The organism is Streptomyces sp. NPDC017979 (genome assembly GCF_044328175.1).
GTDB lineage: Bacteria > Actinomycetota > Actinomycetes > Streptomycetales > Streptomycetaceae > Streptomyces.
In genome coordinates this window covers 122501-147027 of record NZ_JBIRGU010000017.1, presented here as the reverse complement: position 1 = coordinate 147027, position 24527 = coordinate 122501, and the positions used below count along the sequence as shown (strand labels likewise).

Genomic DNA, 24527 nt, shown 5'->3' with positions numbered 1-24527 from the left:
CGGGACCGTGGAGGTCGTCGGTCGTGCGCTCACGTCGTACGTGGCGAGCACGGCGGCGACGTGCCGGGGCGTACGCCTCATGGCTCCTCCGTGCGGTAGGCGTAACCGGGCGCGGGGACGGTTCGCCGGGGGTTGGTTCGCCGGGGTGCGGGTCCGTCGGCGCGGTCGACCAGGTCGCGGACGCGTGCGTGGTCCGGGGAGCGGGCGCACGCCGGGTCGGTGCGGGTGGCGTCGCCGGTCAGCGCGTACGCCTGGCAGCGGCAACCGCCGAAGTCCTCGGTGCGCAACTCGCAACTGCGGCACGGCTCCTGCATCCAGGACTGCCCGCGGTACGCGTTGAACGCGCCGGACTCGTACCAGATCCAGTGCAAGGAGCGTTCCTTGACGTTCGGCGCGTCCAGGCCGGGCAGCGCGGTGGCGGCCGGGCAGGGGTGGGCCGTGCCGTCGGGGGCGATCGTGAGGGAGACCGCGCCCCAGCCGCCCATGCAGGGCTTGGCCGTGCCGTCGACGTAGTCGGGCACCACCCAGACCAGTTCCAGCCGGCCCCGGAGGGCGTGCCGCCAGCGTTCGACGGACGCGCGGGCGGCGGCGACCTGGTGGCGGCCGGGGAGCAGGGCTGCGCGGTTGCGCAGCGCCCAGCCGTAGAACTGGGTGTTGGCCAGTTCCAGGCGCTGTGCGCGCCAGTCCAGGGCGAGTTCCACGAGGGCGTCGAGCGCGTCGAGGTTGGCGCGGTGCAGGACGACGTTGAGGCCGAGCGGGAGCCCGGCCTCGTGGACGAGTGCGGCGGCGCGCTCCTTGGCCCGCAACGCTCGTGCACCGGCGATGCGTTCGGCCGCCGCGGGGTCGGTGTGCTGTACGGACAGTTGGACGCTGCGCAGTCCGGCGGAGACCAGTTCGGCCAGCCGCCGGCGCGACAGCCCCACCCCGCTGGTCACGAGCTGGGTGTGGACGCCGGCGGCGTCTGCTGCGGCGACGATCGCGGTCAGGTCGCGGCGCAGCAGGGGCTCGCCCCCGGAGAGATGGCTTTGGACGACACCGAGGTCAGCGGCTTGACGAAAGACGTCGCCCCACTCGTCCGCGGTCAACTCGGCTGACCGACTGACCAGTTCGGTGGGGTTGGAGCAGTAGGCGCAGCGCAGCGGGCAGCCGTGGCTGAGCTCCGCGAGCAGGGCCCACGGCGGGCTCGGGCCCCGGGCCGGGGTCGCGTTCGCGCTGGGGTTCGTCATCACGTCAGCCAGCCCTCCGCGCGCACCCGGGCCAAGAAGGCGGGGACCTCGACGGCGACGGGTGCGCCCGGGTGGCGCCCGCGCAGTTCGGCAACGATGTCGTCGACCCGACGGGAGCCGTCGCACAGCCGCAGGATCGTACCGGCGTTCCCGGTCAGGACGACGACCCTCTCGGGCATGACGAGCAGGTCGACGGCGCGCACCCGGTCGTACCGCAGCAGGACCGACCGGGCGAGCGCCGGCTGCCAGTCGCCGGCGGGCGGCGCGGGCGCTGCGGAGGGCGCCGGGCGTTGGCCGGCGTTCATTCGGCGCCGCCCGACGGCGGGCCGGGGCGGGCCGCTCCCCCGCCGTCCACGGCGTCCAGCAGCGCCCACAGGACGTCGCACTTGAAGCGCAGGGCGGCCACCGCGGCCTCCTGTTCGCGGCGCGTGCCCGCCCAGGCGACGACGAGTGCGAGCGCCTCGCGGCTGTCGCGTCCGCCCTGGTCGATGCGGGTGCGGAAGTAGGTGAGCCCATCGGCTTCGATCCACGGGTAGTGGGTCTCGAAGGCGTCGATGCGGGTCTGCATGATGGAGGGGGCGGCGAGTTCGGTGAGCGAGGCGGCGACGGCCTCCAGCGGCGGGCGCAGCCGGCAGAAGTTGACGTATCCCTCGACCGCGAGCCGTACGCCGGGCAGCACGTCGGCGCCGGCGAGCAGTCGGCCGCGGTCGATGCCGGCGGCCTCGCCGAGCCGGAGCCAGCGCTCGATGCCGCCTTCGCCGGCCTTCGTGCCGTCGTGGTCCTGGATGCGGCGCAGCCAGGAGCGGCGCAGTGCGCTGTCGTCGAACTTGGCGAGGATCAGGGCGTCCTTGACCGGGATGTGACGCTGGTAGTGGAAGCGGTTGAGGATCCAGCGGCGCAGTTCGTCGGGGGTCAGCGAGCCCTCGTGCATCCGGACGTTGAAGGGGTGGCGGTCGTGGTACCGGGCGGCGGGCACGGCACGCAGCCGTGCCGTGAACTCGACGGCGCTCCACGGCTCGTCCGTGTCCGGTCGGGGTGCGACGGCAGTGCTCACAGCTCGATCACCATTCGGTCGGCGGCGACTTCCAGGCCCCAGGAGCCGAGCAGGGCGTGCTGCTGGGACTCGGGGTTGGTGAGGGGGTTGGTGTTGTTGAGGTGGGTGTAGAGGCAGCGGGCGCGGGCGGTGGCGAGCCGGCGCGCGGTGCCGCGGGGGCCGGCGATCGGGAGGTGGCCCATCTCGGTGGCGGTGCAGGCGGAGATGCCGGTGTCCCGCGGTTCCTCGTCGTCCCAGAAGGTGCCGTCGAGGATGACGCAGTCCGCTGCGTCGACGGCTTCTTGGAAGGCCGCCGTCCAGGCGGCGAGCGCGGGGGCGTAGAGGAGGCTGCGGCCGGTGTCGGTGTCGCGCAGCTTGAGTGCGGTGACCCAGCCGTGGTCACCGAGTCCGTCCGCTCCGGCCGCAGGCGGGTTCCCTTCGGCCGCAGGTGTGTTCCCTTCGGCCGCGGCCGGGTCGGGATGGCCCCCGGTCGGGTCCGTTGGGGTGACGTCGGCGGCGTACCGGGGCCGTTTGGCGGACACCGGGACGGCGGACGCCTCCACGCTGCCGCCCTTGTGCAGGGGTTCGGGCTCGACGTCGAGCCCGCGCCAGGTGATCCGGGTGTAGGGCGCGAGCACGTCGTCGAGGTGCAGCCGGTCGGTCAGGGCGCGGCGCACCCGCGCGGTGGCCACCAGGGAGAAGCCGTCGGCCTCCCGCAAGCGGGCGATGCCGAGGGTGTGGTCGAGTTCGGCGTCCGTGAGGACGATGCCGGCCACGGGGGTGTCCCGGGGACCCGGCCCGGGTCGTAGGGCGGCGCTGTCCTCGATCTGGTCGCCGATGTCGGGCGTCGCGTTGACGAGGTACCAGCGGCCCTCGTCCGCGCGCACCGCGAGCGAGGCGTGGCGGCGGCGCCGACTCGGGTGGGCGCGCGCCCCGGAGCAGCCGGGGCACGCGCAGTTCCACTGGGGCAGTCCGCCGCCCGCCGCGGTGCCGAGCACCTGGAGCAGCACGGGCCCTGCCTACCGGTCGGCGTGGAGGTAGGCGGTGACTTCCAGCGCGGTGTCCACGACCTCGTAGCCCGGAGACCGCCATTCGGCCGGAGCGGCGCCGGTGACGGTTGGCGCGGTGGTGGTGGCGACGGCTCGGGGGTCTTCGGCGGTCGCAGCGGTGGGGTTCATGTGTGGTGCCTGCCTTCCTGAGGGTGGGGGTCGGTCAGGATGATCCAGCAGCTCAGCACTTCGCGGTTCAACACCCTGAACATACGTTCACGTGGGCGACCGATGTTCAGCTATGTGTCATAGGGTCGCGGCTTGTTGGGACACGGTCAATGGTCGGGGCCGGGAAAGAACGGGTGGATCGTGGCGTCATCACGCCAATGTGGCCGGGCAGGGCGTCACGACCGGGGTCGCTGGGAATGCCGTCGAGCAGTTGATCGTTTTCCATGGACCTGTACGGGCACTTCGGTCCGCGGGCGAACGCGTGCGGGCGCAGGTGCGCTCCGCCACGGGTCCGCCGCGCCGCACGTCCGTCCGCACGGGCGACCGCGGACCTCCCGCCACGAGCAACACGGCGAGCAAGCACGACGAGCCGAAACGACCGGGCACGACCGGTACACGACCAGGTAAGGACACATCCCACGTGAGCACCGTCCCCTCGATCACCCTGAACAACGGCGTCACCATGCCGCAGTTGGGCTTCGGCGTCTGGCAGGTGCCCGACGACGAGGCGACGGCCGCGGTCACCACCGCCCTCGACGCCGGGTACCGCAGCATCGACACCGCCGCCGCCTACGAGAACGAGACCGGCACCGGCCGGGCGCTCGCCGCCTCCGGCCTCCCCCGCGAGGAGCTGTTCGTCACCACCAAGCTGTGGAACAGCGACCAGGGCTACGACCCGGCCCTGCGCGCCTTCGACGCCTCGCTCGACCGGCTCGGTCTGGACTACGTCGACCTGTACCTGATCCACTGGCCGCTCCCCCGCCGGGACGCCTACGTGGACACGTACCGGGCGCTGGAGAAGGTGCTGTCCGAGGGCCGCGCCCGCGCCATCGGCGTGTCGAACTTCCTCCCCGAGCACCTGGAGCGGCTGGTCGAGGAGACGTCGGTCGTCCCCGCGGTCAACCAGATCGAGCTGCACCCCCAGCTCCAGCAGCACGCGGCGCGCGAGGTGCACGCCCGGCTCGGCATCGCGACCGAGGCGTGGTCGCCGCTGGGCTCGGGCAAGGGCCTGCTGGAGGCGCCCGCGGTGGTCGCCGTGGCGCGCAAGCACGGGCGCAGCCCGGCGCAGGTGGTGCTGCGCTGGCACGTCCAGTCGGGGCTGATCGCCATCCCGAAGTCGGTGACCCCGTCCCGGATCCGGGAGAACCTCGCGGTGTTCGACTTCGAGCTGGACTCGGACGACCTGGCGGCGCTGGCCGCGCTCGACGAGGGCCGTCGGCTCGGCCCCGACCCGGCGACGCTCGGCTGACCGGGCGCCCCGGTGCCCGCCCGCGTGCGCCGGGGCGGTTGTCGGACCCTTCTCGTACGATCGATCTTCCCGGCGCGACTGTGACGACACGACCCAGCGCCGGCGGGCGGCACGGACGAGGAGTGCGGGACGTTGAGCGGGGCTTTCACACCGGGGCGCCATCTGGTGCGCAACGTGGGCAGCGGGCTGGTCCTGGAGGTGTACGGCGGCGCCAGGGGGAGCGGCGCCGTCGTCCAGCAGGCGAAGGAGACCGGGGAGCCGGCCCAGCAGTGGCAGATCGACCCGGTGCCGAACGGCAGCGGGCTGTACCACTTCGTCAACGTTGCCAGCGGCAAGCGTCTGGACGTCGCCAATGCCGCCACGGAGAACGGCACCCGCATCCAGCAGTGGCGGGCGAACAATTTCGGCGCCCAGGAGTGGATCATCGAGCAGCACCTGGACGCCCCCGGCACGGTCGCCATCGTCAGCTTCATCAGCGGACTGCTGCTGGAGGTCGTCGACGGCTCCACCGACGAGGGCGCCCGCCTCCAGCAGTGGGAGGACCTGGACACCCCGGCCCAACAGTGGCGCCTCGAACCGTGCCCGTGAGCGCGCCCGTGTCTGAGGACGGAGCAGCCGCATCCCTGCGGGAGCATTCGCCTGTACGGCCGGCCGCACGGCGCAACCGCGCGGGGCGCAGCGGAACGCGGAACGTGCGGGCGGGTTCCAGGGGCTTCAAAGTCCCGCCTGCCCGGCGGGACTTTGAAGGCGCCTTCTAACGACGGCGGGCCGTGTGGACCGTGCGGGCCGCCAGCAGGAAGACGTCCGAGCGGTTCAGGACGCCCGCGGGGTCCTCGGGGTCCGCGAGACGCGCGAGGACCGCGAGGTCGTCCTCCTGGAGGAACTCCTCGCTGCCGCTGCTCCGGTGGGCGAGGTTGACCGCGAGGTGCTCGCGCACCTGCGCGGGGGCCGGCGCCGGCACGTCCAGCAGGAAGGACCGGGCTCCGGTCGGTTCGAGACCGGCCGCGCCCAGCAGCGCCCGCCAGTCCTCGACCTCCTCCGTGGCGTCCGGCAAGGAGGCCCGCATCGCCTCGAAGCGCTCCGCGTTCGCGGCGTCCAACCGGACCTCAAGGCCGGGGCGCCCCATGCCGATGTCCCGCGGCAGATGACGCGCCGGCAGGCCGCCCTCCACCAGGGCGAGCACCCCGCCTGGGCGCAGCAGCGCGCCGAGCCCCGCGATCGCGGCGCGCTGGTCGCCGACGTGGTGCAGGGAGTCCCCGGCCCAGATCAGGTCCGCGGTGCCGAGGGCGTCGAAGCCGGCGGGCAGTTCGGCTTCGACCGTGTCGAAGCGCCCGCCGTAGCCGAGACGCTCGGCCCGGGCCCGGGCCTGCGCCAAGAGTTCGGGCGTGGCGTCGACGGCGACGACCTCCGCGTCCGGGAACGCCTCGGCGAGCAGCCCCGCGATCACCCCGGGGCCGCTGCCGACGTCCAGGATCCGGCGCACCCCGGACTCCGGGGCCAGCTCTCCCAGCCAGGCCGCGGCCTGCCGGTACAGGGGGGCGTACACCTCGGCGCCGCGTTCCAGGAGCGGGCCCATCGTCGCCCAGTCCATGTGGCCGGCGTCGCCGTGTCCGTGGTCATGCGCGTGGCCGTGCCGGTGCTGCTGGTGGCCGTCGTGCGGTGCGTGGTGCTCGTCGTGTCGGGTCATGGCCACAGGTTCGCCCGGGTCGGCGTTCAGAGCGAGGATTGTTGCCGTTGTGGCAAAACGAATGTGCCGCCCGTGCCTGCCGTGCGGTGTTCCTGGGGGCTGACTCCGCGGACCCGTTTGAAGGCCGAGCTGAAGGCGAAGGCACCGCCGTAGCCCACCTTCCGGGCGATCGCCTCCATCGTCGCGTCGGACTCGCGCAGCAGGTCGGCGGCGAGGTCGAGACGCCAGCGGGTCAGGTACGCCATCGGCGGCTCGCCCACGAGTTCGTGGAAGCGCCGGGCCAGGGCCGCCCGGGACACCCCGCACTTCGCGGCGAGCGAGGCGACCGTCCAGGGGTGCGCCGGGTCGTCCTGGAGCAGCCGCAGGGCCCGCCCCACCACGGGGTCGCCCATCGCCCGGTACCAGGCGGGGGCGCCCGCCTCCGGCCGGGAGAACCACGCCCGTAGCGCCACCACCAGCAGGAGGTCCAGGATCCGGTCCAGCATCACGCTCTGGCCCGGGTCGTCGCGCCCGATCTCCTCCTCGAAGACCGGCAGCAGCGGACAGGACCACTCGTCGGCCCGCAGGTGCACCAGGTCCGGCAGGGCGGCCAGCAGCCGCCCGCTGACCTCGCCGGCCATGGGGTACGTCCCCACTTGCAGCACGGCCGAGCCCTCGGGGTCGTTGCCCCAGGCGCGCACGCCCATGGACATGCGCTCCGCCAGCGGCTCGCCGCTCAGGGTGCGGCAGTCGCCGCCGGGTCCGACCAGCGCCGTGGGCGCGGTCGTCGGGCTGTCGGCGATGGTGTACGGGGCCGGTCCGCGGGCGATCGCCACGTCACCGGGGCGCAGCAGCACGGGCTTCCCCGCATCGGGGACGATCCACGCCTCGCCCTCGGTCAGGCACATCAGCGCCAGCGGGGCCCGGTCCTCGACGCGCACCGACCACGGCGGTGCCATCACCATCCGCAGCAGGAAGGCACCGCGGGCCCGGGGGCCGTCCAGCAGTCCGGCGAGTACGTCCATGGCGCCCAGCGTACGGTGGCTCCGCGCCAGCGGGCCGAGACGTACGCGTATGGGATTGAGCCTGTGGAGCATGGAGCGTCCACGCTCGGGCCGCGAACCTGGAGGCATGACAGAGCACACGACTTCGCACAAGACGGACCTGCCGACGGCCACGACCGGCGACCTCACGGTGCTGGTGACCGCGGCCACCGGGAAGACCGGCCGACGGGTGGTCCCCCGGCTGACCGCCCGGGGAATCGCCGTACGGGCCGGCTCGCGCACCGGTGACACCCTCTTCGACTGGCAGGCGCCGGACACCTGGGCGCCCGCCCTCAAGGGGGTGCAGCGGGCGTACGTCAACTACTACCCCGACCTCGCGGCCCCCGGCGCGGTGGAGGTCCTGCGCGCCTTCGGAGCGACGGCCGCCGAGTCCGGCGTCAGCCGGCTGGTGCTGCTCTCCGGGCGGGGCGAGCCGGCCGCGGTGGCCGCCGAGGAGGCGCTCGCGGAGTGCGGCGTCCCGCTCACCGTGGTGCGCGCCAGCTTCTTCGCCCAGAACTTCAGCGAGGGCCCGATGGCCGAGGGTCTGGGCCGCGGCGAGATCGCCTTCCCCGCCGGGAACACCGCGGAACCCTTCATCGACGCGGAGGACCTGGCGGACGTGCTGGTAGCGGCGCTCGTCGAGGACGGCCACGAGGGTCGTACGCACGAGGTCACCGGGCCGCGCCCGATCACGTTCGCCGAGGTCGCCGCGGAGATCTCCGCCGTCCTGGGGCGGGAGGTCCACTACGTGCCCGTACCCGGCGCCGCGTACCAGGCGGCCCTTCAGGAGGCGGGGCTCTCGGAGCCCGAGGCCAGTTGGCTCACCGACCTGTTCACCACGCTCCTCGACGGGCACAACGCGTCCAGCACCACCGGTGTGCGCGAGGTGCTGGGCCGCGAGCCCGGCACCTTCGCGGCCTTCGCCCGGCGCGAGTGGGGTGCCGCGGGATGACCGGGGCAGTGGCGCCGGCACCGGGCGGACGGCCCGTCAGGTCGCGCCGTGGGCCGGCGCCACGCGCTCGACGCGCGCCGCGAGGCCCACGTCCAGGTCGGTGAGGGCGCCGCCCGCGTCGTGGGTCTGCACGGCGACGGCGACCGTGCGGTAGCCCAGCGTCAGGTCCGCGTGGTGGTTCAGCTCGTCCTGGACGACGGCGACGTGCTGGACGAAGGCCGCCGCCGCGAGGTGGGACGCGAGGCGGTAGCTGCGGGTGAGGCGGCCGTCGACGACGGCCCAGCCGGGGAGTTCGCGGAGGTGTTCCTCAAGCTGCTGCGGGGAGAGCGGCTGCGCGGACATGGCGAATGTTCCTTTCGCGTACACGGGAGCACGGATGCGGGACTCTGCACGCTCCCTGAGGGGTGACCCGTACGCCCGCCGGGGATTGCCGGACACCCCTTAGCGTGCCCCGTCGGCGCACGGCCCGCCCGCTCCCCCGCCCCCGCGTCACTGGGCCGGCCGGACGTGCCCGAGCAGGGTGGCGAGGATCTGCGGGGCGTGCGTCCACAGGACCGCACCGCCGGCGCCGGGGACCAGGTGCCGTACGGCACCGGGGATGCGGGCCGTCAGACCGGCTCCGTGGTCCGGCGAGTGGCTGCGGTCCTCCGTGCCGTACCAGACGTCCACGGGGACCCGGACCGCCGCGAAGTCGAGGCCCCACCGCCCCATGGCGAGCACCGTGTCCCGGGCGTAGCCCCCGGCCCCCTGGGCGAAGGCTTCGTCCAGTGCACGGCGGTACGCGGCGGCGAAGGCTTCCTCCCGGTAGACGAGCAGATCGCACTGCGGGCTCCCGCCCAACACCAGGTCCAGCATCTGCTGTGGCGTGAAGCCGGCGAAGACCGCCTCGGCCGCCGAAGGGTCCCGTACGGACAGGTCCACCAGGTGCCGCAGTTCGGGCGGGAGTCCGTCGGCGAAGCGGGCGTCGGCGATCTCGTCGGCCGCCGCGACCAGGGCGAGCGCGCCGACCGCGTCGGCGGCGGCGCAGGCCAGGGCGAACGGGGCGCCCTGGGAGTTCCCGACCGCGGCCGGGCGGCCGAGCCCCCTGCGCGCGGCGAGCTGTCGGACGTCGGCGGCGAAGTCCACGAGGGTGCGCCCCGGCGCCGGGGTGGAGGCGCCGAGCCCCGGCCGGTCGACGGAGACGAGCCGGACGTCGAGCTCGGTGAGCGCGTCCGCTCCGAAGCCGAGGCTGCGGCTGGTGGCCGCACCGGGGCAGAGCAGCACGGGCGTGCCGTCGCACGGTCCCCACTCGGCCCAGCCGAGGAGCCGTCCGTCGGGCAGTCGTTCTTCCCCGGTGCGCGCCGGGGCCGCGATGTACGTCGTCACGCCGTCATCATGGGCGCCGAGTCCACCGGCTGCGTACTCATTTTTCGGCATTCCGCCTGATCAGACCGGTCCGCGGTCGGGTGGCGCGGGGCTCGGTCCGGCCGACACCTGCTCGATGGCGTCCGCCTCGCCCGGCTGCTTGTCGGGGCGGTGGCGTACGACGCGGGCGAAGCGCAGCGTCACCCCGGCCGGGTAGCGCGACGAGCGCTGGACCCCGTCGTAGGCGATCTCCACGACCAGTTCGGGTCGGACCCGGACCGTGAACCCGTCGTCGGACACCGCGAGTTCGCCGAGCCGTCGGGTCTGCCAGCGCAGCATCTCGTCCGTGAGCCCCTTGAACGTCTTGCCGAGCATCACGAAGGAACCGTCGGCGGCCCTGGCCGCGAGGTGCAGGTTGGACAGCAGTCCGGTGCGCCGACCGTGGCCCCATTCGGCGGCGACGACCACCAGGTCCAGGGTGTGCACCGGTTTGACCTTCAGCCAGGCGCGGCCCCGGCGCCCGGCGACGTACGGCGCGTCCAGCGCCTTGACCAGGACGCCTTCCTGACCGCGCGCCAGGCTCCGGGTCAGGAAGTCCTCGGCGGCGGCGAGCTGCGCTCCGTCGGCGGGGTCGGTGACGACGGTGCGGCGCACCCTGAACTCCTCGGGCACCAGCCGGGCGAGCGCGGCGTGGCGTTCGTCCCCGGGGAGGTCGAGGGTGTCGGCGCCGTCGGCGGCGAGGACGTCGAAGAAGACGGGCGTCACGGGCAGGGCGGCGCGGGCCGTCGCCACGTCCGTGCGGGAGCCGACGCGGGCGGCGATCTCCTGGAAGGCGACGGGCCGGCCGTTCCGGTCCACCGCGATGACCTCGCCGTCCAGCACGAACCCGTCGCCGGCGAGCGCCCGCGCCACTGCCGCGACTTCCGGCAGCCGGTCGGTGATGTCGTCGAGGGAGCGGGTGTGGATCCGGACCTCGGCGCCGTCGCGGTGCACCTGGACGCGGATGCCGTCCAACTTCTCCTCGACGGAGCAGGCGGTGTCGAGGGTGCGTACGGCTTCGGTGACCGAGGCGGCGGTGTGCGCCAGCATCGGCAGTACGGGGGTGCCGACGCGCAGCCGGAAGCGGTCGAGCGCGGCGGGCCCGTCGGCGCGCACGGCTGCGGCGACGCGCGGCAGCGAGCCGTCGAGCATGACGGCCCGGCGCACCGCGGCCGGCGCGGCGCCGGCGGCCCGGGCCACGGCCTCCAACGCGATCGCGTCGAGGGCGCCTTGGCGCACCTCGCCCAGCAGCAGCCCGGTGAGGAAGTGCTGCTCGGGCGCGGTGGCGGCGGCCAGCAGCGCCCGGGCCAGCCGTCGGCGCTCGCCCTGGGCACCGGCGCCGGCGACGCGGGCGAGCGCGGTCAGCGCGGCGTCGGTTTCGGCGAGCGTGAGCGCGGCGGATGCGGCGGGCGGCGGCGGGTCCTTGAGGGTGCTCCAGCCGACTCCGATGCGGCCCTGCGGGAGCCGGCCGGAGAGATAGGAGACGACCGGGCCGAGTTCTTCGGGCGCGGCATCGGCGAAGACCTCGGCCAGCAGGGCGGTCTTGCGCGATCGCGCGGACGCGGCGGCCACGTCCCGGGACACTTCGGCGAGCCGTGCCAGGAGCATGCCGCCATCGTGCCCCGTACGGCCCGCAGCCGCACCCGCTGGGGGCTGGCCGACCGGAGCGGCGCGGGGCCCGGGAACGAGGCGGCGCGCGTCCGGATGCGGGATATCTTTTGCACACGTGTACGAAGTACGGTGGCACGATCGCACGGCCGGCGACGGTCCCGATGCGGCGCGTACGGGGGAGTTGGGGAGGCGCGCGGCCCGAGGGGCCGCGCAGGTGACCGGGTCCGCATCGGTCGACGAGGGGCGTGGGCAGTGTGCGACGGAACCGAAGCAGTGTGCCGGGCGTGGCTCGACGGGCGCCTGGTGCGTCCCGCTCCCCCGCCGTCGTGCTCGCGGGCGGTGGCCGGCCGCGCCGGGCGGGCTGAGCACCCCCGACGGGCGGACGGCCCGGGCCCGGTCGGACCGGCCTCGTAGTGACCACGACACCTGGAGTCCGTTCCGTATGGCCACAGACCTGACCATGCTGGTGCCCGGTGCCCTGCTCTTCGGGGCGTTCCTGTTGAAACTGCCGGCGCTGCACCGCAACCGCGGGGACGCCCTGCTGCGCTGCGTCTGCGTGTTGCTGCTCCTCGCCAGCATGGTGTTCCTCTTAGGCATGATCCCGGTGATCGCCGCGGTGAACCGGATCGTCGGGGTCCCGAACGCCGCCGCGCCGCTGGTGTACGCCGTGCTGTCGGCGTTCTGCGGGACCTGCATCATCCTGGTGATCATCTGGCGCGGGGGCGTCACCGAGCGCACCCGGCGGGCGACGTGGGCGTGCTCGCTGGCGTACGGCGCCGTGTGCGTCGCGCTGTTCGTCCTCTTCGCACTCGGGGACGCGCCCGTGGAGCGGCTGCGCGACCTCGACACGTACTACGCCACCACGCCCTTCATCCGCGAGATGATCGTCCTCTACCTGCTGGCGCACACCACGGCGGCCGTGGTGATGACGGTGCTGTGCTGGCGCTGGTCGCGCCGGGTGAGCGGGGTGCTGCGGGTCGGGCTGGTGCTCATCGTCGTCGGCTACGTCCTGAACACCGGTTACGACGCGGCCAAGTTCACCGCGATCGGCGCCCGGTGGGCGGGCCGTGACCTCGACTACCTGTCCACGCACGTGGCCCGGCCGTTCGCGTCCGCGTCGGCGCTGCTGATCGCCGTGGGGTTCGTGCTGCCGCTGGTCACCGAGCGGGTGGTGATCGAGTGGCGCACCGCGGTGCGCCACCGGCACCTCAAGCCGCTGGCAGACCTGTTGGCGACGGCGGGGGCCGCCGGTGCGGCGCGGGCGTCGATCGGGCCGCTGGCCGCCCTGCAACTGCGGCTCACCCAGCGCGAAGCCGCCATCCACGACGGTCTGATCACCCTGCGCCCGTACTTCGACGCCCGGATCCACCGGGAGGTCCTCGCGCGGGCGCTCGCCGTCGGCCACACTCCCGAACGGGCCCTCGCCGCCGCCGACGCGGCCATGATCGCCGCGGCCGACGACGCCCGGGACGCCGACCCCGACGGCACCGCCGCCCACCGGGACGACGCGGACTGGCGGGACGGCGGCGGCTCGGGCGCCGGCGGCGCACCGCCCCTGCTGCCGGCCGTCGGCGCGGACGGCCTGGTGCGGACCTCGCTCGCCCTGGACCGCTGCCCCGTGGTCCGGGAAGCACTTGTCCACGAAGCGGGCCGCCGCAGGGCGGCCATGTCTGAGAGCGGCAATCCATGACCGAACCCTTCTCGTCCCCCCGGCAACGAGCCCCCCGCAGGGCCGTGATCGTCGGAGGGGGGATCGCGGGCCTCCTCGCCGCGGCCGCGTGCCGGGCCTTCGTCCAGGAGGTCGTCGTCATCGAGCGGGACGTCCTGCCGGACCGGCCCGCGCCCCGCAAGGGGCTGCCCCAGGCACGCCACGCCCACATGCTCTGGTCGGGCGGCGCGGACGCGATCGAGTCGCTGGCGCCGGGGGTCACGGGCACGCTGTTGGACGCCGGAGCCCACCGCATCCCGCTGCCCACGGGCATGGTGTCGCTCTCCCCGGAGGGCTGGTACCGGCGTTGGCCGGAGTCGCACTACATCCTCGCGTGCAGCCGGGACCTGCTCGACTGGGCCGTACGGGACCGGGTGCTGCCGGGCGGCGGGATCACCGTCCTCACGGGGGCGGAGGCGCTGGGCCTGACCGGTGACGCGCGTCGCGTCGACGGGGTGTGGATCCGTGAGGACGCCGGCCCGGCGCGGCGGATCTGCGCCGATCTGGTGGTGGACGCCTCCGGGCGGGCCTCCCGGGCGCCCCGCTGGCTCGCCGCGCTCGGCGCCGGCCCGGTCCGCGAGCTCACGGTCGACGCCGGGGTGGCGTACGCCAGTCGGATCTACCGCGCGCCGAAGGGCGCCGACGAGCACTGTCCCGTCTTCACCATCCAGGCCGATCCGCGCCGCGGCGGCCCCGGCCAGATCGCCACGATCATCCCGATCGAGGACGGGCGGTGGCTGGTGAGCCTGTCGGGCACCCGCGGCGGCGAACCCACCGCCGACGAGGCCGCGTACCTCGACTTCGCCCGCGGGGTGCGCCACCCCCTGGTCGGGCAGCTCCTCGCGCACGCGGAACCGCTCAGCGACATCGCGGTGACCCGCAGCACCGTCAACCGCCGGCGGCTGTACGAGCGGGCGCGCAACCTCCCCGACGGCTTCGTGGCGCTCGGCGACTCCGCCGCCGCCCTGAACCCGGTCTACGGCCACGGGCTGTCGGTGGCCGCGCTCGGCGCGGTCGCGCTCCGCGGCGAACTGCGCCGAGGGGGCGTCACCGCACCGGGCCTGACCCGACGGATCCGGCGCGCGATCGCCCGGCCGGCCGGGGTGGCGTGGGGGCTCGCCACCGGCCAGGACGTCTTCTACCCCGGCTCCGTGGGCCGTTCACCCAATCCGGTGGACCGTTTGGTCAGCCGCTACGTGAACCGGCTGGTGCGGACGTCCACCGGTTCGTACGCGATGGCGAAGGCGCTCACGGACGTGATGACGCTCCAATCGGGCCCCGGGCGGCTGGTCCGGCCCCGGGTCCTGTTCGGCGCGGCCCGCGGCCCGCTGCGCCCCCGGTTGGCCAAGCCGCCGCTGACCGACCGTGAACTCGGCTTCCTCGCCCCGGCGGACGTCGTCGCCGCTGCCGCCGACGTTCCGTGACCGCTTCGCGTGTGCACACGGGGTGGCCCGGTTCCGCACACCTGTGAGAGCGACCAATCACAGCCATTCTGACGTGCATAAACGCAGGTCAGAATAGTGCCCTGGGGCGAGCGTGGGTACGGTGTGGTCCGAACGAGCAGGGGAGGCGAGTGAGCACCAAGAGCACCCGGAGTGCCATGCGCGAACTCCGTGACGACCTGGCCCACGCCCTGGAGCAGGCCGGTCCCGACGGCCCCGACGACGTGTTCGCCGCCCTGTGCGCGCGGCTGAGCGAGCGGCGCGGCAGACCGGTGGTGCTGCGGCTGGTGGAGTTTCCGCCCGGCACCGCCAGCGGGCTCTACCTGGACATGACGGACCAGGACGTGATCTGCGTCCAGGCCAACACCCAACCCTCGCACCAACTGGTGATATTCGGCCACGAGGTCTGGCACATGATGGCCGGTCACGGCGGCGGTCACACCGATCTCCCGGGCGGCGCCGTCCCGCCGCCCGAGGAGCGTGCGCCTTCGGGCGGGACCGCCGCCGCGGTGCAGGGACTCGCCGCGCGCACCGACTTCCACCAGCGCCAGGAGACCGAAGCGGAGACCTTCGGGCTGGAGTTAGGCGCCCAGTTGCGGTCATGGTTGGAGGGGACGGCGGGCCGCGGACCTCACAGCGAACTCGCCCGACGGATCCACACCTCACTCGGCAACCGCCGGGCGGGGCGCGCCGGCTGACGGACGGGAAGCGCCATGCGCAACAGCGACTACTACCTCCCCGCCATCGCCCTCGGCATCGCCTTCGTCGCCAAGCTGCCGGCGCTGCTGCGCGGTTGGCGCGACCCACTGGTGCGCTCCGTGCACTTCCTGCTGCTGACGGCGAGCGTCTGCTTCTTCTTCGCCGCGCCGCCGTCGATCACGGCCGTGAACCGGATCACCGGGGTGGCGAACCTCTCCGGCCCGCTCGTCTACAACATCATGTGCGCCTTCGGCTGCGCCTGCCTCGTGCTGATCGTGAACTGGCGCGGCGGGCCGGCCGAGCGGGTCCGCCGCAGCACCCGGCGGTGGATAGCGGTGTACGGGGCCGCGATCGTGCTCATCTCGGTGCTGTTCGCGCTCGGCGACGCGCCGGTGGAGCGGCTGCGGGACCTCGACACCTACTACGCCAACACGCCCTTCATCCGCGAGATGGTCGTCACCTATCTGCTGGCGCACGTCACGTCGGCGCTGGTGACCTGCGTGATGTGTCTGCGGTGGGCCCGGGAGGTGCGGCAGTGGTTGCGCGCGGGCCTGGTGGTGCTGGTGGTCGGCTTCGTGCTCAACCTCGGCTTCGGGATCGCCAAGCTGACCGCGGTCGTCGCGCGCTGGAACGGCCGCGACTGGGACGGGCTGTCCACCACGGTGGCGCCGCCGCTGGCCGCCCTCGGCGGCGTGGTGACCACGGTCGGCTTCCTGCTGCCGCTGCTGGGACCGCAGCTCTCCGAGGCGCTGCGGGCCGGGGTCGCCCATGTGCGGCTGGGGGTGCTGTGGCGGCGTCTACGGCCCGTGGGGCTCGCTCCGCTGCCGGGGATCTCCTGGTGGGCCTCGCCCGAGCTACGGCTGACGGTGCGGGAGACCGTCATCCACGACGAGTTGCTGAAGCTCCAGCCGTACCTGGACGACCGGGTCCGCCGCCGGGTGCACGACGCGGCGCTCGCCGAGCGCTCGGAACCGGAGCAGGCGCGGATCGTGGGGGTGGCCGCGATGCTGAGCGCCGCGATCGCCGCGCGCGGGCAGGGGCGGCCGCCCGAGGAGGCGGACCAGGAGTACGCGCAGGCCGGCGCGGAGGAGCTGGCGGCCGCGCTCGCGGCCGGCCGGGAGCGGCTGGTGCGCCTGTCGGGGGCGCTCCGCTCGCCGTACCTGGTCGAGGCGGCGTCACAGGCGCCACCGCCCGCGGCGAGCAGCGACGCGACGGTGATGTGACGCAGATCACCCGGGCGTTTGTGGGGTGGGGTGCAGTGCTCCGGTGTCCTCGTGCGTCGTAGTGCACACGAGGAGCCGCACCAGCAGCCACGAAGGAGCACCTCATGTTCCCGACCGTCGAGCAGTCCGTCCCGGCGCACCTCATCAGCCAGGCCCCCGAGCCCGTGTCGGTCCCGGTCTGCCTGACGTACCGCGTCGACGACCCCTTGGCGGTACGGATGACCTTCCCGGCATCCGCCTGTCTCAGCGGCGCCAGTGTGACCTGGACGTTCGCCCGCGTGCTGCTGGACCGCGGGCTGCGCGCCCCGGCCGGCTTGGGGGACGTGCGGGTGCGGCCGTGCGAGGACGGGCGGACGCTGGTGGAGCTGCGCTCGCCCGAGGGGGTGGCGCTGCTGCGGTTCACCACCGCCCGGCTGCGGCACTTCCTGCTGCACTCGTACGCCACCGTCCCCGCCGAGTTGGAGGAGCGGGCGGTCGACGTCGACCGGGCGCTTGCCGAACTGCTGGGGCCGACCCGGGGCTGAGCACCGTCGTCGCAGGTCACGCCCGAGGCGTATTACGGTCTGGCTATGACAACTCTCGCGTCGGACACAGGGGTGGGACCGCTGCTGCGGAGCTGGCGTGAGCGCCGCCGCGTCAGCCAGTTGGAGCTGGCGCTGCGCGCGGACTCCTCGGCCCGTCACATCAGTTTCATCGAGACCGGGCGCTCCCGCCCCAGCGAGGAGATGATCCTGCGGCTCGCGGAGCACCTGGACGTGCCGGTGCGGGAGCGCAACGCGCTGCTGTTGGCGGGCGGTTACGCCCCGCGCTACACCGAGACCTCGCTCGACGACCCGGCGATGAGCAGCCTGCGGGAGGGGATGCAGCAGTTGCTGCACGGGTACGACCCCTATCCGGCGATCATCGTGGACGGGCTGTACAACGTCGTCGCCGCCAACTTGGGGATGACCCGGCTCATCGAGGGCATCGCACCGCACCTGTTGACGCCGCCGCTGAACGGGATGCGGATCACCCTCCACCCGGAGGGGCTCGCGCCGCGCATCCGCAACCTCCCCGAGTGGCGGCAGCACCTGCTGCACCAGATGGAGCGCCAGTTGGCGCTGGTGCGCTCGGAGGAACTGCGCGCGCTGTACGACGAGGTGGCCGGCTATCCCGTGCCGTCGGGCGACGACGACGGGCCGGAGGCCGGCGCCCCCGGCTCCGCTCCGTACCCCTACTTCGCGCTGCCGCTGCGGATCGAGCACGAGGGCGAGGTGCTCTCCTTCGTCTCGTCCATCTCCACCTTCAACACGCCGATGGACGTGACCGTCGCCGAGTTGGCCATCGAGACGATGCTCCCGGCCGACCCGGCGACGCACGCCCACCTCCAGTCCCTCAGCCTTTGAGGACGGCCCGCAGGGACGCCCACTGGGCCACCGCGAACCCGGCGACGACCAGGGCCTGGAGCGGAATCCACACGGCGCCGGCGGTGGTGGGCTCGAACCAGAGCAGCACCGAGACGATGCTGACCACGGCGTAGACCAGGTTGATGTCGACGACGGCCGTCACGGCGGCCCGGTGGGGCTCGCGCCGGGCCGCGACGAGGGCGACGCCCAGGCCGTACGCGAGGATGACGATCCCCACGCCCAGCAGCACCCCGGCGTCGACGCCGAGCAGTCGCCCGAGGGGGCCGGAGGCGGCGATGTACGCGATGCCGTTGGTCCCGGTGACGACCGCGTCCAGGCCGAGGAAGCGGCGCAGCATCACGGTGGGTTCGGTGGTGCGGGAGATACCGGCGAGCAGGGTGGTTGCGGACATGGGGACCAGCCTCCATCGGGAGCGTGACTGACCGGCCGTCGGGCCGGCTGGCTCCGGAGCCCGGACGGAGTGCGCCGCCCGGGTTCCGGTGGGACAGAGCCTGCCGGTGGGGACGGGGTCCGGTCGATTACGCCGGAGGTAATGCCCAGCTCGCAGCGGCCCTCCTGACGAAATGGAGGCGCCCGGCGGGCGGCCGGCCCGCGGGACCAGACCGGCCGCCCGCCGGTGGTTCAGCGCCTGCGGTCGTCGACGGTGCGGGCCAACGGCGGGCGCGGTTCGGACTCCTTGACGGGGCCGCTCTCGGCGGCCTGCTGGCGCTGGCGCGCCTGCCGTTCGTCGGCGGCGCGGGTGGCCTCGGCGCGCAGCATGGCGTTCAGGGCGGCAAAGGGGTCGATGGGCATGACGGTGCTCCTCTGGTGATTCTGGGGGGGTGCGTGGCTGCCTGTTGCTGCGGGGCACGCGACCGGTCGGCGGTCGACCGGGCGTGCGGGCGGGTCAGCAGCGCAGGACCACGCACCGAGGAGCGTCGGGCAGGGGCGGCGGGGGCCGCAGCCTCGAAGAGACGGGCGGCGCCTGGCCGAAGGAGTTCACCGAGCGCGCGCCGTACGGTCGCACGGCGGCACGGGCCCGAGCAGCGGGCGCGGCACTCGCGTACGCCTCCTCGGCCTGCCCCGTCGTGCCGCCACCGCTTCCGCCCCCACCGGCGGCGTCACCGGCTGCCGACATCGGGGCCCGCACCTCGGTGGCTTCCAAGGGCTGCGCTCCGGCCGCCCCCGCCGAGGTCCCCGCCAGGGCGAACAGCGCGACCAGGAGGACGAGCACGGCGTGCAGTCCGAGTGCCCCACCGCGCGTGCCGCACCACTCGCGGGCGCGACGCCGCACGCGCGGGGCAACGGCCGGTGGCTGATTCATGGGGCGCAACCTCCTGGACAGGCATCCTGTCCCCGGATTTCGCCCCGACACGACCGACCCCGGTCACCGTCCCCTCTCCCGGGGGACGCGCGTTACGCCGTTCACCGCCGTCGGCGCCACCCGAACGCCCACCCGCCGCAGCCCGGCACCCGCGCCCCCGTGCGTCCAAGCCCCCTGCGTCACTGCGTCCGCGCAGGGCTACCCTCAGGCCCCCGTCCCGGAGTCCGCGCCCCCGGTCGCGTCGGTCGCGTCGGTCACACCGCGCGCGGCCGGCTCCCCCTGCTCCTGCGTCGTGTCCTGGACCGGTATCTGCCGGCCCGCGCACTCGCGCAGCCACCGTCGGAAGACCCGGTGCACCCCCTCCGCGCCGACCAGCTCCGCGCCGTCGTCGACGGGCGGGGACAGTTCGACCGGGGCGAGCACGAACGGCTGGGACTGCTCGCCGCCGAGCCCGCCGTGCGAGCCGATCTGCTCTTCGAAGGCGTGCACCCGCCCCGTCTCCGGGTCGTACATCGAATTGACCATCACGTCGGCGACGTGGGGGAAGGAGTCCGTGCGCCGCACGGCGTCGGCCGCGCCCTTGCCGAAGCCGGCCAGCGGACCGTCGTCGGACAACTCGGCGACGGGCACCTCCTGTCCGGCAGCGCCCAGCACCACCGAGCCGTGCTCCTCGCTGCGCACCAGGAGGAAGCCCACGCCGGGGTGGTTCGCCAGGGTGCTCAACAGGGCGGGGTGGCGGGCGTCGATCTGCTCCCTGCTGAGCCGCTCGGAGGTGTCGCCGAAGGAGATCAGCGCGAGGTTGCCCGAGGCGAGCACGAGCGGATCGGCGCCCGGGTCCGGCCGTTCCTCGGCGCCCTTGCCCGGTCCGCGGTGCAGCGCGTTCCGCAGCGCCGTCCGGGCGGCCTCGCGCGCCTCCGCACCGCTCTTGGACCGCTCGGCGCGCCGGGGCACGGGCAGTCCGCACCCGGCCCGCACCAGGTCCTTCAGCGTCAGGCCGTAGGCGCTCTCGAACGTCTCGCCCGGACTCTGGCCGTGGTCCGACAGCAGGACGATGCGGTACGGCCGAGGGGCGTGCTCGGCCACCTTGGCCATCAGCGCCAGCGAGCGGTCGAGGCGCTCCAGCACCTGGGCCGTGTCCCGGCCGTGCGGCCCGGAGTGGTGGGCCACCTCGTCGTAGGCCACCAGGTCCGCGTACACCGCGGTGCGTCCGGCGAGCATGTCGCCCATCACCGCGGCGACGACCACGTCCCGCTCCACGACGGTGGCGAACGCCCGGATGAAGGGATACAGCCCGCCCCGCCGCACCCTGGGGCCCTCGTCGCGCAGCCGTGCCCGCAGGGACTGCGCGACCTCCCGCACGACCTCGGCGAAGAAGGACACCGCGGTCCGGACGGCGTTGGCGGGGTCGGAGAAGTAGGCGAAGTAGCCGGCGCGGGAGCGGTTGGCCCGGCCGCGGCGGGCGGCGACGGACAGCACCAGCGCGACCTGCTCGGCGCCGCCGCTGAAGAGGTTGCCGCGGCTGGCGCCGTCCACCGCGAGCAGCCCGCCGTCGCCGGTCCGCTCGACCGCGCGGCGCTGGAGTTCCACCGCGCTCGCCGGGCGGTTGCTGACCATGAGCCGGCCGGTGTCCTTCTCGTACCACCGGAAGGCGGGGACGTCGAAGGTGCTGCCGTGGAGGATGCCGAGTTGGCTGGCGCCGGTCTGGCTGGACCAGTCCGTGCGCCAGGGGGTGAGCCGGTGGCTGGTGGCGATCCACTCGGCGACGGTCGGCATCAGGCCGTCCTTGGCCGCCCTCAGCAGCACCTCGTGCCCCACCCCGTCGAGCTGGACGAAGACCAGGCCGGGACAGTCGTCGCAGTCGGCGCCCTGGCGCCTTCTACGGCGGGTGGCGAGGCGGGAGAGCCGGCGCCGGTACGCGTTGTCGTCGCGCACGGCGAGCGCGGTGGAGGTGGCCGACGCGACCGCGGACATCACGGCGGCGACCACCACCGCGGTCTCCGGCCCGACGTCGCCCCTGCCGTCCGGAATGAGCCGCAGCGCGACCAGCAACAACGAACCGTTCAAGAAGAAGACCAGCAGGCCGAGGACGAGCGCGGGCACGAGCAGCAGCGCCCGCACCACCAGCGGCCACACCAGCGCGGTCAACAGGCCGAAGGCGCCCGCGCCCCACGCCGCGGTCAGCGCCGTACGGGTGATGCTGTCGCCGTCGGCGGCCTGGAGTCGGAAGTCCGGCAGGGCGCCCGCGAGCGCCAGCATCGTCAGTGTGGACACCGCCCACACCACGATCACCCGGAACAGGGCGCCCCCCGCCCTGTGCCATCGCCCTTCGGTCACTGCCGCTTCACCCCGTACCGTCCCCGTTGCCGTGCTGGCGCCTCACCCGCGCCGTGCCTGTGCCCTGCCCACGCCCACGCCCGTGCCTGCGCCGTGCTCGTGTCCCGCTTCCCGCTTCCCGCTCCTCACTGACGTCTCGCTGCTGTCTCAGGACGCCGCTACCAGCCTGGCACAGCCGCCGCCAACCCCGTCCTGCCCTGTGGATAACGTGCCATGGAACACCAGCCTCCGCCCTCCGACCTGCGCCGACACCGGTCATACCGGCATCCGACACCCGTGCGCCCGCCGTCCGGTCGTTCGACGGAGCAGGCCATCACCGCGGCAAAGGGCCTAGGCTCGGATACGCAGACGCGTTCAGGGACGAGGAAGACGAGGGAGGGGCCGCGTGGCGGTGGAGGTCACCTGGTGGGGGCACGCCACCTGCACCGTCGAGGACTCCGGGGTGCGGGTGCTCACCGACCCGCTGTTCGTGCGCCGCCTCGCCCACCTGCGCCGCCGCCGCGGCGCGCTCCCCCCGCCGGAGGCCGCGGTGGCGGACGCCGTCCTCGTCTCGCACCTGCACTCCGACCACCTGCACCTCCCCTCCTTGGCCCGGCTGGCGCCCGGGACGCGCCTGGTGGTGCCGCGCGGCGCCCCCCGCGCGGTCCCCGCCCTCGCCCGGCTCGACCTGCGGGTCACCGAGGTCGCCCCCGGCGACGAGGTCGACGTCGGGCACGTCTCCGTACGCGCCGTGCCCGCGCTCCACGACGGTCGGCGGCTGCCCATGGGCCCGCGTCGGGCGCCCGCGCTCGGCTACGTCATCAACGGCGCGGCGCGCACGTACTTCGCCGGTGACACCGGCCTCTTCGACGCGATGGCGGACGAGGTCGGCCCGGTCGACGTCGCCCTGCTGCCCGTCGGCGGCTGGGGCCCCTACCTCGGGCACGGCCACCTCGACGCGGGGCGCGCGGCCCAGGCCCTCGCCGCCCTCGCGCCCCGCTCCGCGGTCCCCGTGCACTACGGCACGTACTGGCCCATCGGCATGGACGGCGTACGACCGCACGAGTTCCACTCGCCGGGCGACGAGTTCGTCCGCAAGGCGGCCCGGCTCGCCCCGCGGGTGCGGGTGCACCGCCTCGGCCACGGCGAACGGGAAAGCTTCGGGCCGGAGGCCGCTCGGTGACAGCACGCCTGTCCGAGGTCGTCGGACGGCTGTCGGAAACGGTGGGCGGGCTGTCGGACACCGTGGCGCGGTTGCCGCCCGAGTCCACCCAGCAGGCCGTCGGATACCCCTCCCTCTTCCTCCTGGTGGCGCTGGGGGCGCTGGTGCCGGTGGTGCCCACGGGCGCGGTGGTCAGCTCCGCCGCCGTGGTCGCCTTCCACCAGACCGACCCGCTGGCGCTGCTCTACGTCTTCCTGGTGTCCGCCGCCGCCGCGTTCCTCGGCGACGTGACCCTGTACTGGCTCGGTCAGCGCGGCGTGCGGTCCCGCAACGGCTCCCGCTGGCTGGCGGAGTTGCGCGCCCGCGCCGCCCCCGAGCGGCTGGAGCAGGCGCAAGAGAAGCTGACGGACCACGGCGTGGCCGTCCTGGTGCTGTCCCGACTGGTCCCGGCCGGACGGATCCCGGTGATGCTGGCGTGCCTGCTCGCCCGGATGCCGTTGCGCGCCTTCGTGCGCGGCGACGTGCCCGCGTGCCTGGCGTGGGCGGCGACGTACCAGCTCATCGGCATCCTGGGCGGTTCGCTCTTCGACGAGCCCTGGAAGGGCGTGCTGCTCGCGGTCGCGCTCACGGTGGTCATCAGCGGCGCCCCCGCGGTGTGGCGCCGGCTGCGCCAGGGCCGCCCGCACCGCCCGGACTCCGCCGGCGGCCACGCTTAGGGCATTTCTGATGGATCTGCGTACGCCGTGGCCGTACGGTCACCCCTCCAGGACGCGCGATCCGCCGACCGGCAGGTCCCACAACAGCTCGCGCGGCCTTCCCGTGCCCTCCCAGGCCGCCCGCAGCCGCTCCAGCGGTTCCATCACGGGCTCGGCGGACAGCGCGAAGGTCGCCCAGTGCATGGGCGCCAAGTGGCGGGCGCCCAGGTCCTCGAAGGCACGCACCGCCTCCTCCGGGTCGGTGTGCACGTCGCTCAACCACCACCGCGGCGCGTACGCCCCGATCGGCAGCAGCGCCACGTCGATGCCGGGGTGCCGGCGCCCGATCTCCCCGAACCAGTGGCCGTAGCCCGTGTCCCCCGCGAAGTACACCGATCCGCCGCTGCCGTCGGTGAGCACCCAGCCGCCCCACAGGGTGCGGTTGGTGTCCGTGAGGGTGCGGCGCGACCAGTGGTGGGACGGTACGAAGTCGAAGCGCACGCCCGCCAACTCCGCGCCCTCCCACCAGTCCAGCTCCGTCACCCGGGTGAACCCCCGTCTGCGGAACCAGCGCCCGAGGCCCGCGGGGGCGAACACCGGAGTGGCGGGCGGCAGCCGCTTGAGGGTGGGGGCGTCCAGGTGGTCGTAGTGGTTGTGGCTGATGACGACCGCGTCGACCGGCGGCAGGTCCTCCCAGCGCACTCCGACGGGGGTGAGCCGGGCCGGGGTGCCGAGGATGCGCCGTGACCACACCGGGTCGGTCAGCACGGTCAGCCCGCCCACCCGCAGCACCCAACTGGCGTGTCCGGCCCAGGTCACGGCGATCGTCGCGGCGTCCACGACGGGCAGCGGGCCGGGCGCGAACGGCAGCCGGGGCACGTCGCGCAGTCCCCGGGCCCCGGGGCGCAGTCCGCCCTCGCCGGCGAGCCGCAGCACGGCGGCGAAGCCCGGCATGGGGGCGGTGAGCCGGTCCGCGAACGACCGGGGCCAGCGGCGCAGTTCGCCGATCTTCCGGGTGCGGGAGCCGGGTGGTGCGGTACGCGCCGCACCGGCGGCCTGCGTCTCCTGCGCGGTCCTCGACGCGGTCTCCTGCGTCGTCTTCGGCGTGCTCATCGTCTTCGCCAGGTCCATGGTGTCCACAGCGCCCCCTGTGCCCGGTCCTCGCGTGCCGCCGCGTGCCGCACGGTCTCGACTGC

26 protein-coding genes are annotated in these 24527 nt (G+C 74.3%); 11 read left to right on the top strand and 15 right to left on the bottom strand.

Annotated elements, in window-relative coordinates:
- Positions 1-77: 77 nt before the first annotated feature.
- The 5 genes from pqqE to ACH4E8_RS31875 are packed head-to-tail and all read right to left on the bottom strand — an operon-like array spanning position 78 to position 3437.
- Positions 78-1226, bottom strand: coding sequence for a pyrroloquinoline quinone biosynthesis protein PqqE (pqqE, locus tag ACH4E8_RS31895; protein WP_398454876.1), 1149 nt, complete (start codon positions 1224-1226; stop codon positions 78-80).
- Positions 1226-1531 carry a pyrroloquinoline quinone biosynthesis peptide chaperone PqqD gene (gene pqqD / locus ACH4E8_RS31890; protein ID WP_398454875.1) on the bottom strand — a complete coding sequence of 102 codons (306 nt, stop codon included), beginning with the start codon at positions 1529-1531 and terminating at the stop codon, positions 1226-1228. Before pqqD ends, pqqE begins: the two co-directional genes overlap by 1 nt.
- Complete coding sequence (pqqC, locus tag ACH4E8_RS31885; protein ID WP_398454874.1) at positions 1528-2280, bottom strand: pyrroloquinoline-quinone synthase PqqC; 753 nt, start codon at positions 2278-2280, stop codon at positions 1528-1530. Before pqqC ends, pqqD begins: the two co-directional genes overlap by 4 nt.
- Complete coding sequence (gene pqqB, locus ACH4E8_RS31880) at positions 2277-3269, bottom strand: pyrroloquinoline quinone biosynthesis protein PqqB (RefSeq protein WP_398454872.1); 993 nt, start codon at positions 3267-3269, stop codon at positions 2277-2279. Before pqqB ends, pqqC begins: the two co-directional genes overlap by 4 nt.
- A gap of 9 nt (positions 3270-3278) precedes the next feature.
- Positions 3279-3437, bottom strand: a complete 159-nt coding sequence (locus tag ACH4E8_RS31875; protein ID WP_398454870.1) for a pyrroloquinoline quinone precursor peptide PqqA — start codon at positions 3435-3437, stop codon at positions 3279-3281.
- A 460-nt stretch (positions 3438-3897) separates the two neighbouring features.
- Here ACH4E8_RS31875 and ACH4E8_RS31870 point away from each other — a divergent pair, with 460 nt between their 5' ends.
- Positions 3898-4725: an aldo/keto reductase gene (locus ACH4E8_RS31870; protein WP_398454868.1), complete on the top strand. Its 828-nt coding sequence runs from the start codon at positions 3898-3900 to the stop codon at positions 4723-4725.
- Positions 4726-4857: 132 nt separating this feature from the next.
- Positions 4858-5313, top strand: coding sequence for an RICIN domain-containing protein (locus ACH4E8_RS31865; protein ID WP_398454866.1), 456 nt, complete (start codon positions 4858-4860; stop codon positions 5311-5313).
- A 166-nt stretch (positions 5314-5479) separates the two neighbouring features.
- Here ACH4E8_RS31865 and ACH4E8_RS31860 read toward each other — a convergent pair whose 3' ends face one another.
- The gene (locus ACH4E8_RS31860) at positions 5480-6412 is read right to left on the bottom strand and encodes a class I SAM-dependent methyltransferase (RefSeq protein WP_398454864.1); all 933 of its coding nucleotides are present in this window, start codon (positions 6410-6412) and stop codon (positions 5480-5482) included.
- 26 nt (positions 6413-6438) lie between these two features.
- On the bottom strand, positions 6439-7416 hold the full coding sequence (locus ACH4E8_RS31855) for a cupin domain-containing protein (protein ID WP_398454863.1): 978 nt from the start codon (positions 7414-7416) through the stop codon (positions 6439-6441).
- 106 nt (positions 7417-7522) lie between these two features.
- Between ACH4E8_RS31855 and ACH4E8_RS31850 the strand changes: the two genes are divergently transcribed.
- Positions 7523-8386: an NmrA family NAD(P)-binding protein gene (locus ACH4E8_RS31850; RefSeq protein WP_398454862.1), complete on the top strand. Its 864-nt coding sequence runs from the start codon at positions 7523-7525 to the stop codon at positions 8384-8386.
- A 36-nt stretch (positions 8387-8422) separates the two neighbouring features.
- Here the strand turns inward: ACH4E8_RS31850 and ACH4E8_RS31845 are convergent, their stop codons facing one another.
- The 3 genes from ACH4E8_RS31845 to ACH4E8_RS31835 all read right to left on the bottom strand — a co-directional run bounded on the left by ACH4E8_RS31845 (position 8423) and on the right by ACH4E8_RS31835 (position 11377).
- Positions 8423-8728: a 4a-hydroxytetrahydrobiopterin dehydratase gene (locus ACH4E8_RS31845; RefSeq protein WP_398454860.1), complete on the bottom strand. Its 306-nt coding sequence runs from the start codon at positions 8726-8728 to the stop codon at positions 8423-8425.
- Between the two features lie 147 nt (positions 8729-8875).
- Entirely contained in the window at positions 8876-9751 is an 876-nt protein-coding gene (locus ACH4E8_RS31840) for an alpha/beta fold hydrolase (RefSeq protein WP_398454859.1), read from the bottom strand.
- A gap of 60 nt (positions 9752-9811) precedes the next feature.
- On the bottom strand, positions 9812-11377 hold the full coding sequence (locus tag ACH4E8_RS31835; protein WP_398454857.1) for an ATP-dependent DNA ligase: 1566 nt from the start codon (positions 11375-11377) through the stop codon (positions 9812-9814).
- 445 nt (positions 11378-11822) lie between these two features.
- Between ACH4E8_RS31835 and ACH4E8_RS31830 the strand changes: the two genes are divergently transcribed.
- The 6 genes from ACH4E8_RS31830 (at position 11823) to ACH4E8_RS31805 (ending at position 17837) form a co-directional block, all read left to right on the top strand.
- The gene (locus ACH4E8_RS31830) at positions 11823-13070 is read left to right on the top strand and encodes an MAB_1171c family putative transporter (protein WP_398454855.1); all 1248 of its coding nucleotides are present in this window, start codon (positions 11823-11825) and stop codon (positions 13068-13070) included.
- Between the two features lie 44 nt (positions 13071-13114).
- The gene (locus ACH4E8_RS31825; RefSeq protein WP_398454853.1) at positions 13115-14512 is read left to right on the top strand and encodes an NAD(P)/FAD-dependent oxidoreductase; all 1398 of its coding nucleotides are present in this window, start codon (positions 13115-13117) and stop codon (positions 14510-14512) included.
- A 149-nt stretch (positions 14513-14661) separates the two neighbouring features.
- The gene (locus ACH4E8_RS31820) at positions 14662-15228 is read left to right on the top strand and encodes a hypothetical protein (RefSeq protein ID WP_398454851.1); all 567 of its coding nucleotides are present in this window, start codon (positions 14662-14664) and stop codon (positions 15226-15228) included.
- A 15-nt stretch (positions 15229-15243) separates the two neighbouring features.
- Positions 15244-16452 (top strand): MAB_1171c family putative transporter, encoded by a 1209-nt coding sequence (locus ACH4E8_RS31815; RefSeq protein ID WP_398454850.1) that lies wholly within the window; start codon positions 15244-15246, stop codon positions 16450-16452.
- Between the two features lie 104 nt (positions 16453-16556).
- Positions 16557-16976, top strand: a complete 420-nt coding sequence (locus ACH4E8_RS31810) for an SsgA family sporulation/cell division regulator (protein WP_398454848.1) — start codon at positions 16557-16559, stop codon at positions 16974-16976.
- 45 nt (positions 16977-17021) lie between these two features.
- Complete coding sequence (locus ACH4E8_RS31805; protein WP_398454847.1) at positions 17022-17837, top strand: helix-turn-helix domain-containing protein; 816 nt, start codon at positions 17022-17024, stop codon at positions 17835-17837.
- Here the strand turns inward: ACH4E8_RS31805 and ACH4E8_RS31800 are convergent.
- The 4 genes from ACH4E8_RS31800 to ACH4E8_RS31785 form a co-directional block, all read right to left on the bottom strand.
- Positions 17827-18249, bottom strand: a complete 423-nt coding sequence (locus ACH4E8_RS31800; RefSeq protein ID WP_398454846.1) for a hypothetical protein — start codon at positions 18247-18249, stop codon at positions 17827-17829. The genes ACH4E8_RS31805 and ACH4E8_RS31800 overlap by 11 nt on opposite strands.
- A 230-nt stretch (positions 18250-18479) precedes the next feature.
- Positions 18480-18650 carry a hypothetical protein gene (locus tag ACH4E8_RS31795; protein WP_398454845.1) on the bottom strand — a complete coding sequence of 57 codons (171 nt, stop codon included), beginning with the start codon at positions 18648-18650 and terminating at the stop codon, positions 18480-18482.
- 94 nt (positions 18651-18744) lie between these two features.
- Positions 18745-19161, bottom strand: a complete 417-nt coding sequence (locus ACH4E8_RS31790; RefSeq protein WP_398454844.1) for a hypothetical protein — start codon at positions 19159-19161, stop codon at positions 18745-18747.
- 204 nt (positions 19162-19365) lie between these two features.
- Complete coding sequence (locus ACH4E8_RS31785) at positions 19366-21417, bottom strand: alkaline phosphatase family protein (RefSeq protein WP_398454915.1); 2052 nt, start codon at positions 21415-21417, stop codon at positions 19366-19368.
- Between the two features lie 463 nt (positions 21418-21880).
- Between ACH4E8_RS31785 and ACH4E8_RS31780 the strand changes: the two genes are divergently transcribed.
- Both ACH4E8_RS31780 and ACH4E8_RS31775 read left to right on the top strand, forming a co-directional pair.
- Entirely contained in the window at positions 21881-22657 is a 777-nt protein-coding gene (locus ACH4E8_RS31780) for an MBL fold metallo-hydrolase (RefSeq protein ID WP_398454842.1), read from the top strand.
- Positions 22658-22719: 62 nt separating this feature from the next.
- On the top strand, positions 22720-23352 hold the full coding sequence (locus ACH4E8_RS31775; protein ID WP_398454913.1) for a DedA family protein: 633 nt from the start codon (positions 22720-22722) through the stop codon (positions 23350-23352).
- A 39-nt stretch (positions 23353-23391) separates the two neighbouring features.
- Here ACH4E8_RS31775 and ACH4E8_RS31770 read toward each other — a convergent pair whose 3' ends face one another.
- Positions 23392-24462, bottom strand: coding sequence for an MBL fold metallo-hydrolase (locus ACH4E8_RS31770; RefSeq protein ID WP_398454911.1), 1071 nt, complete (start codon positions 24460-24462; stop codon positions 23392-23394).
- Positions 24463-24527: the final 65 nt, after the last annotated feature.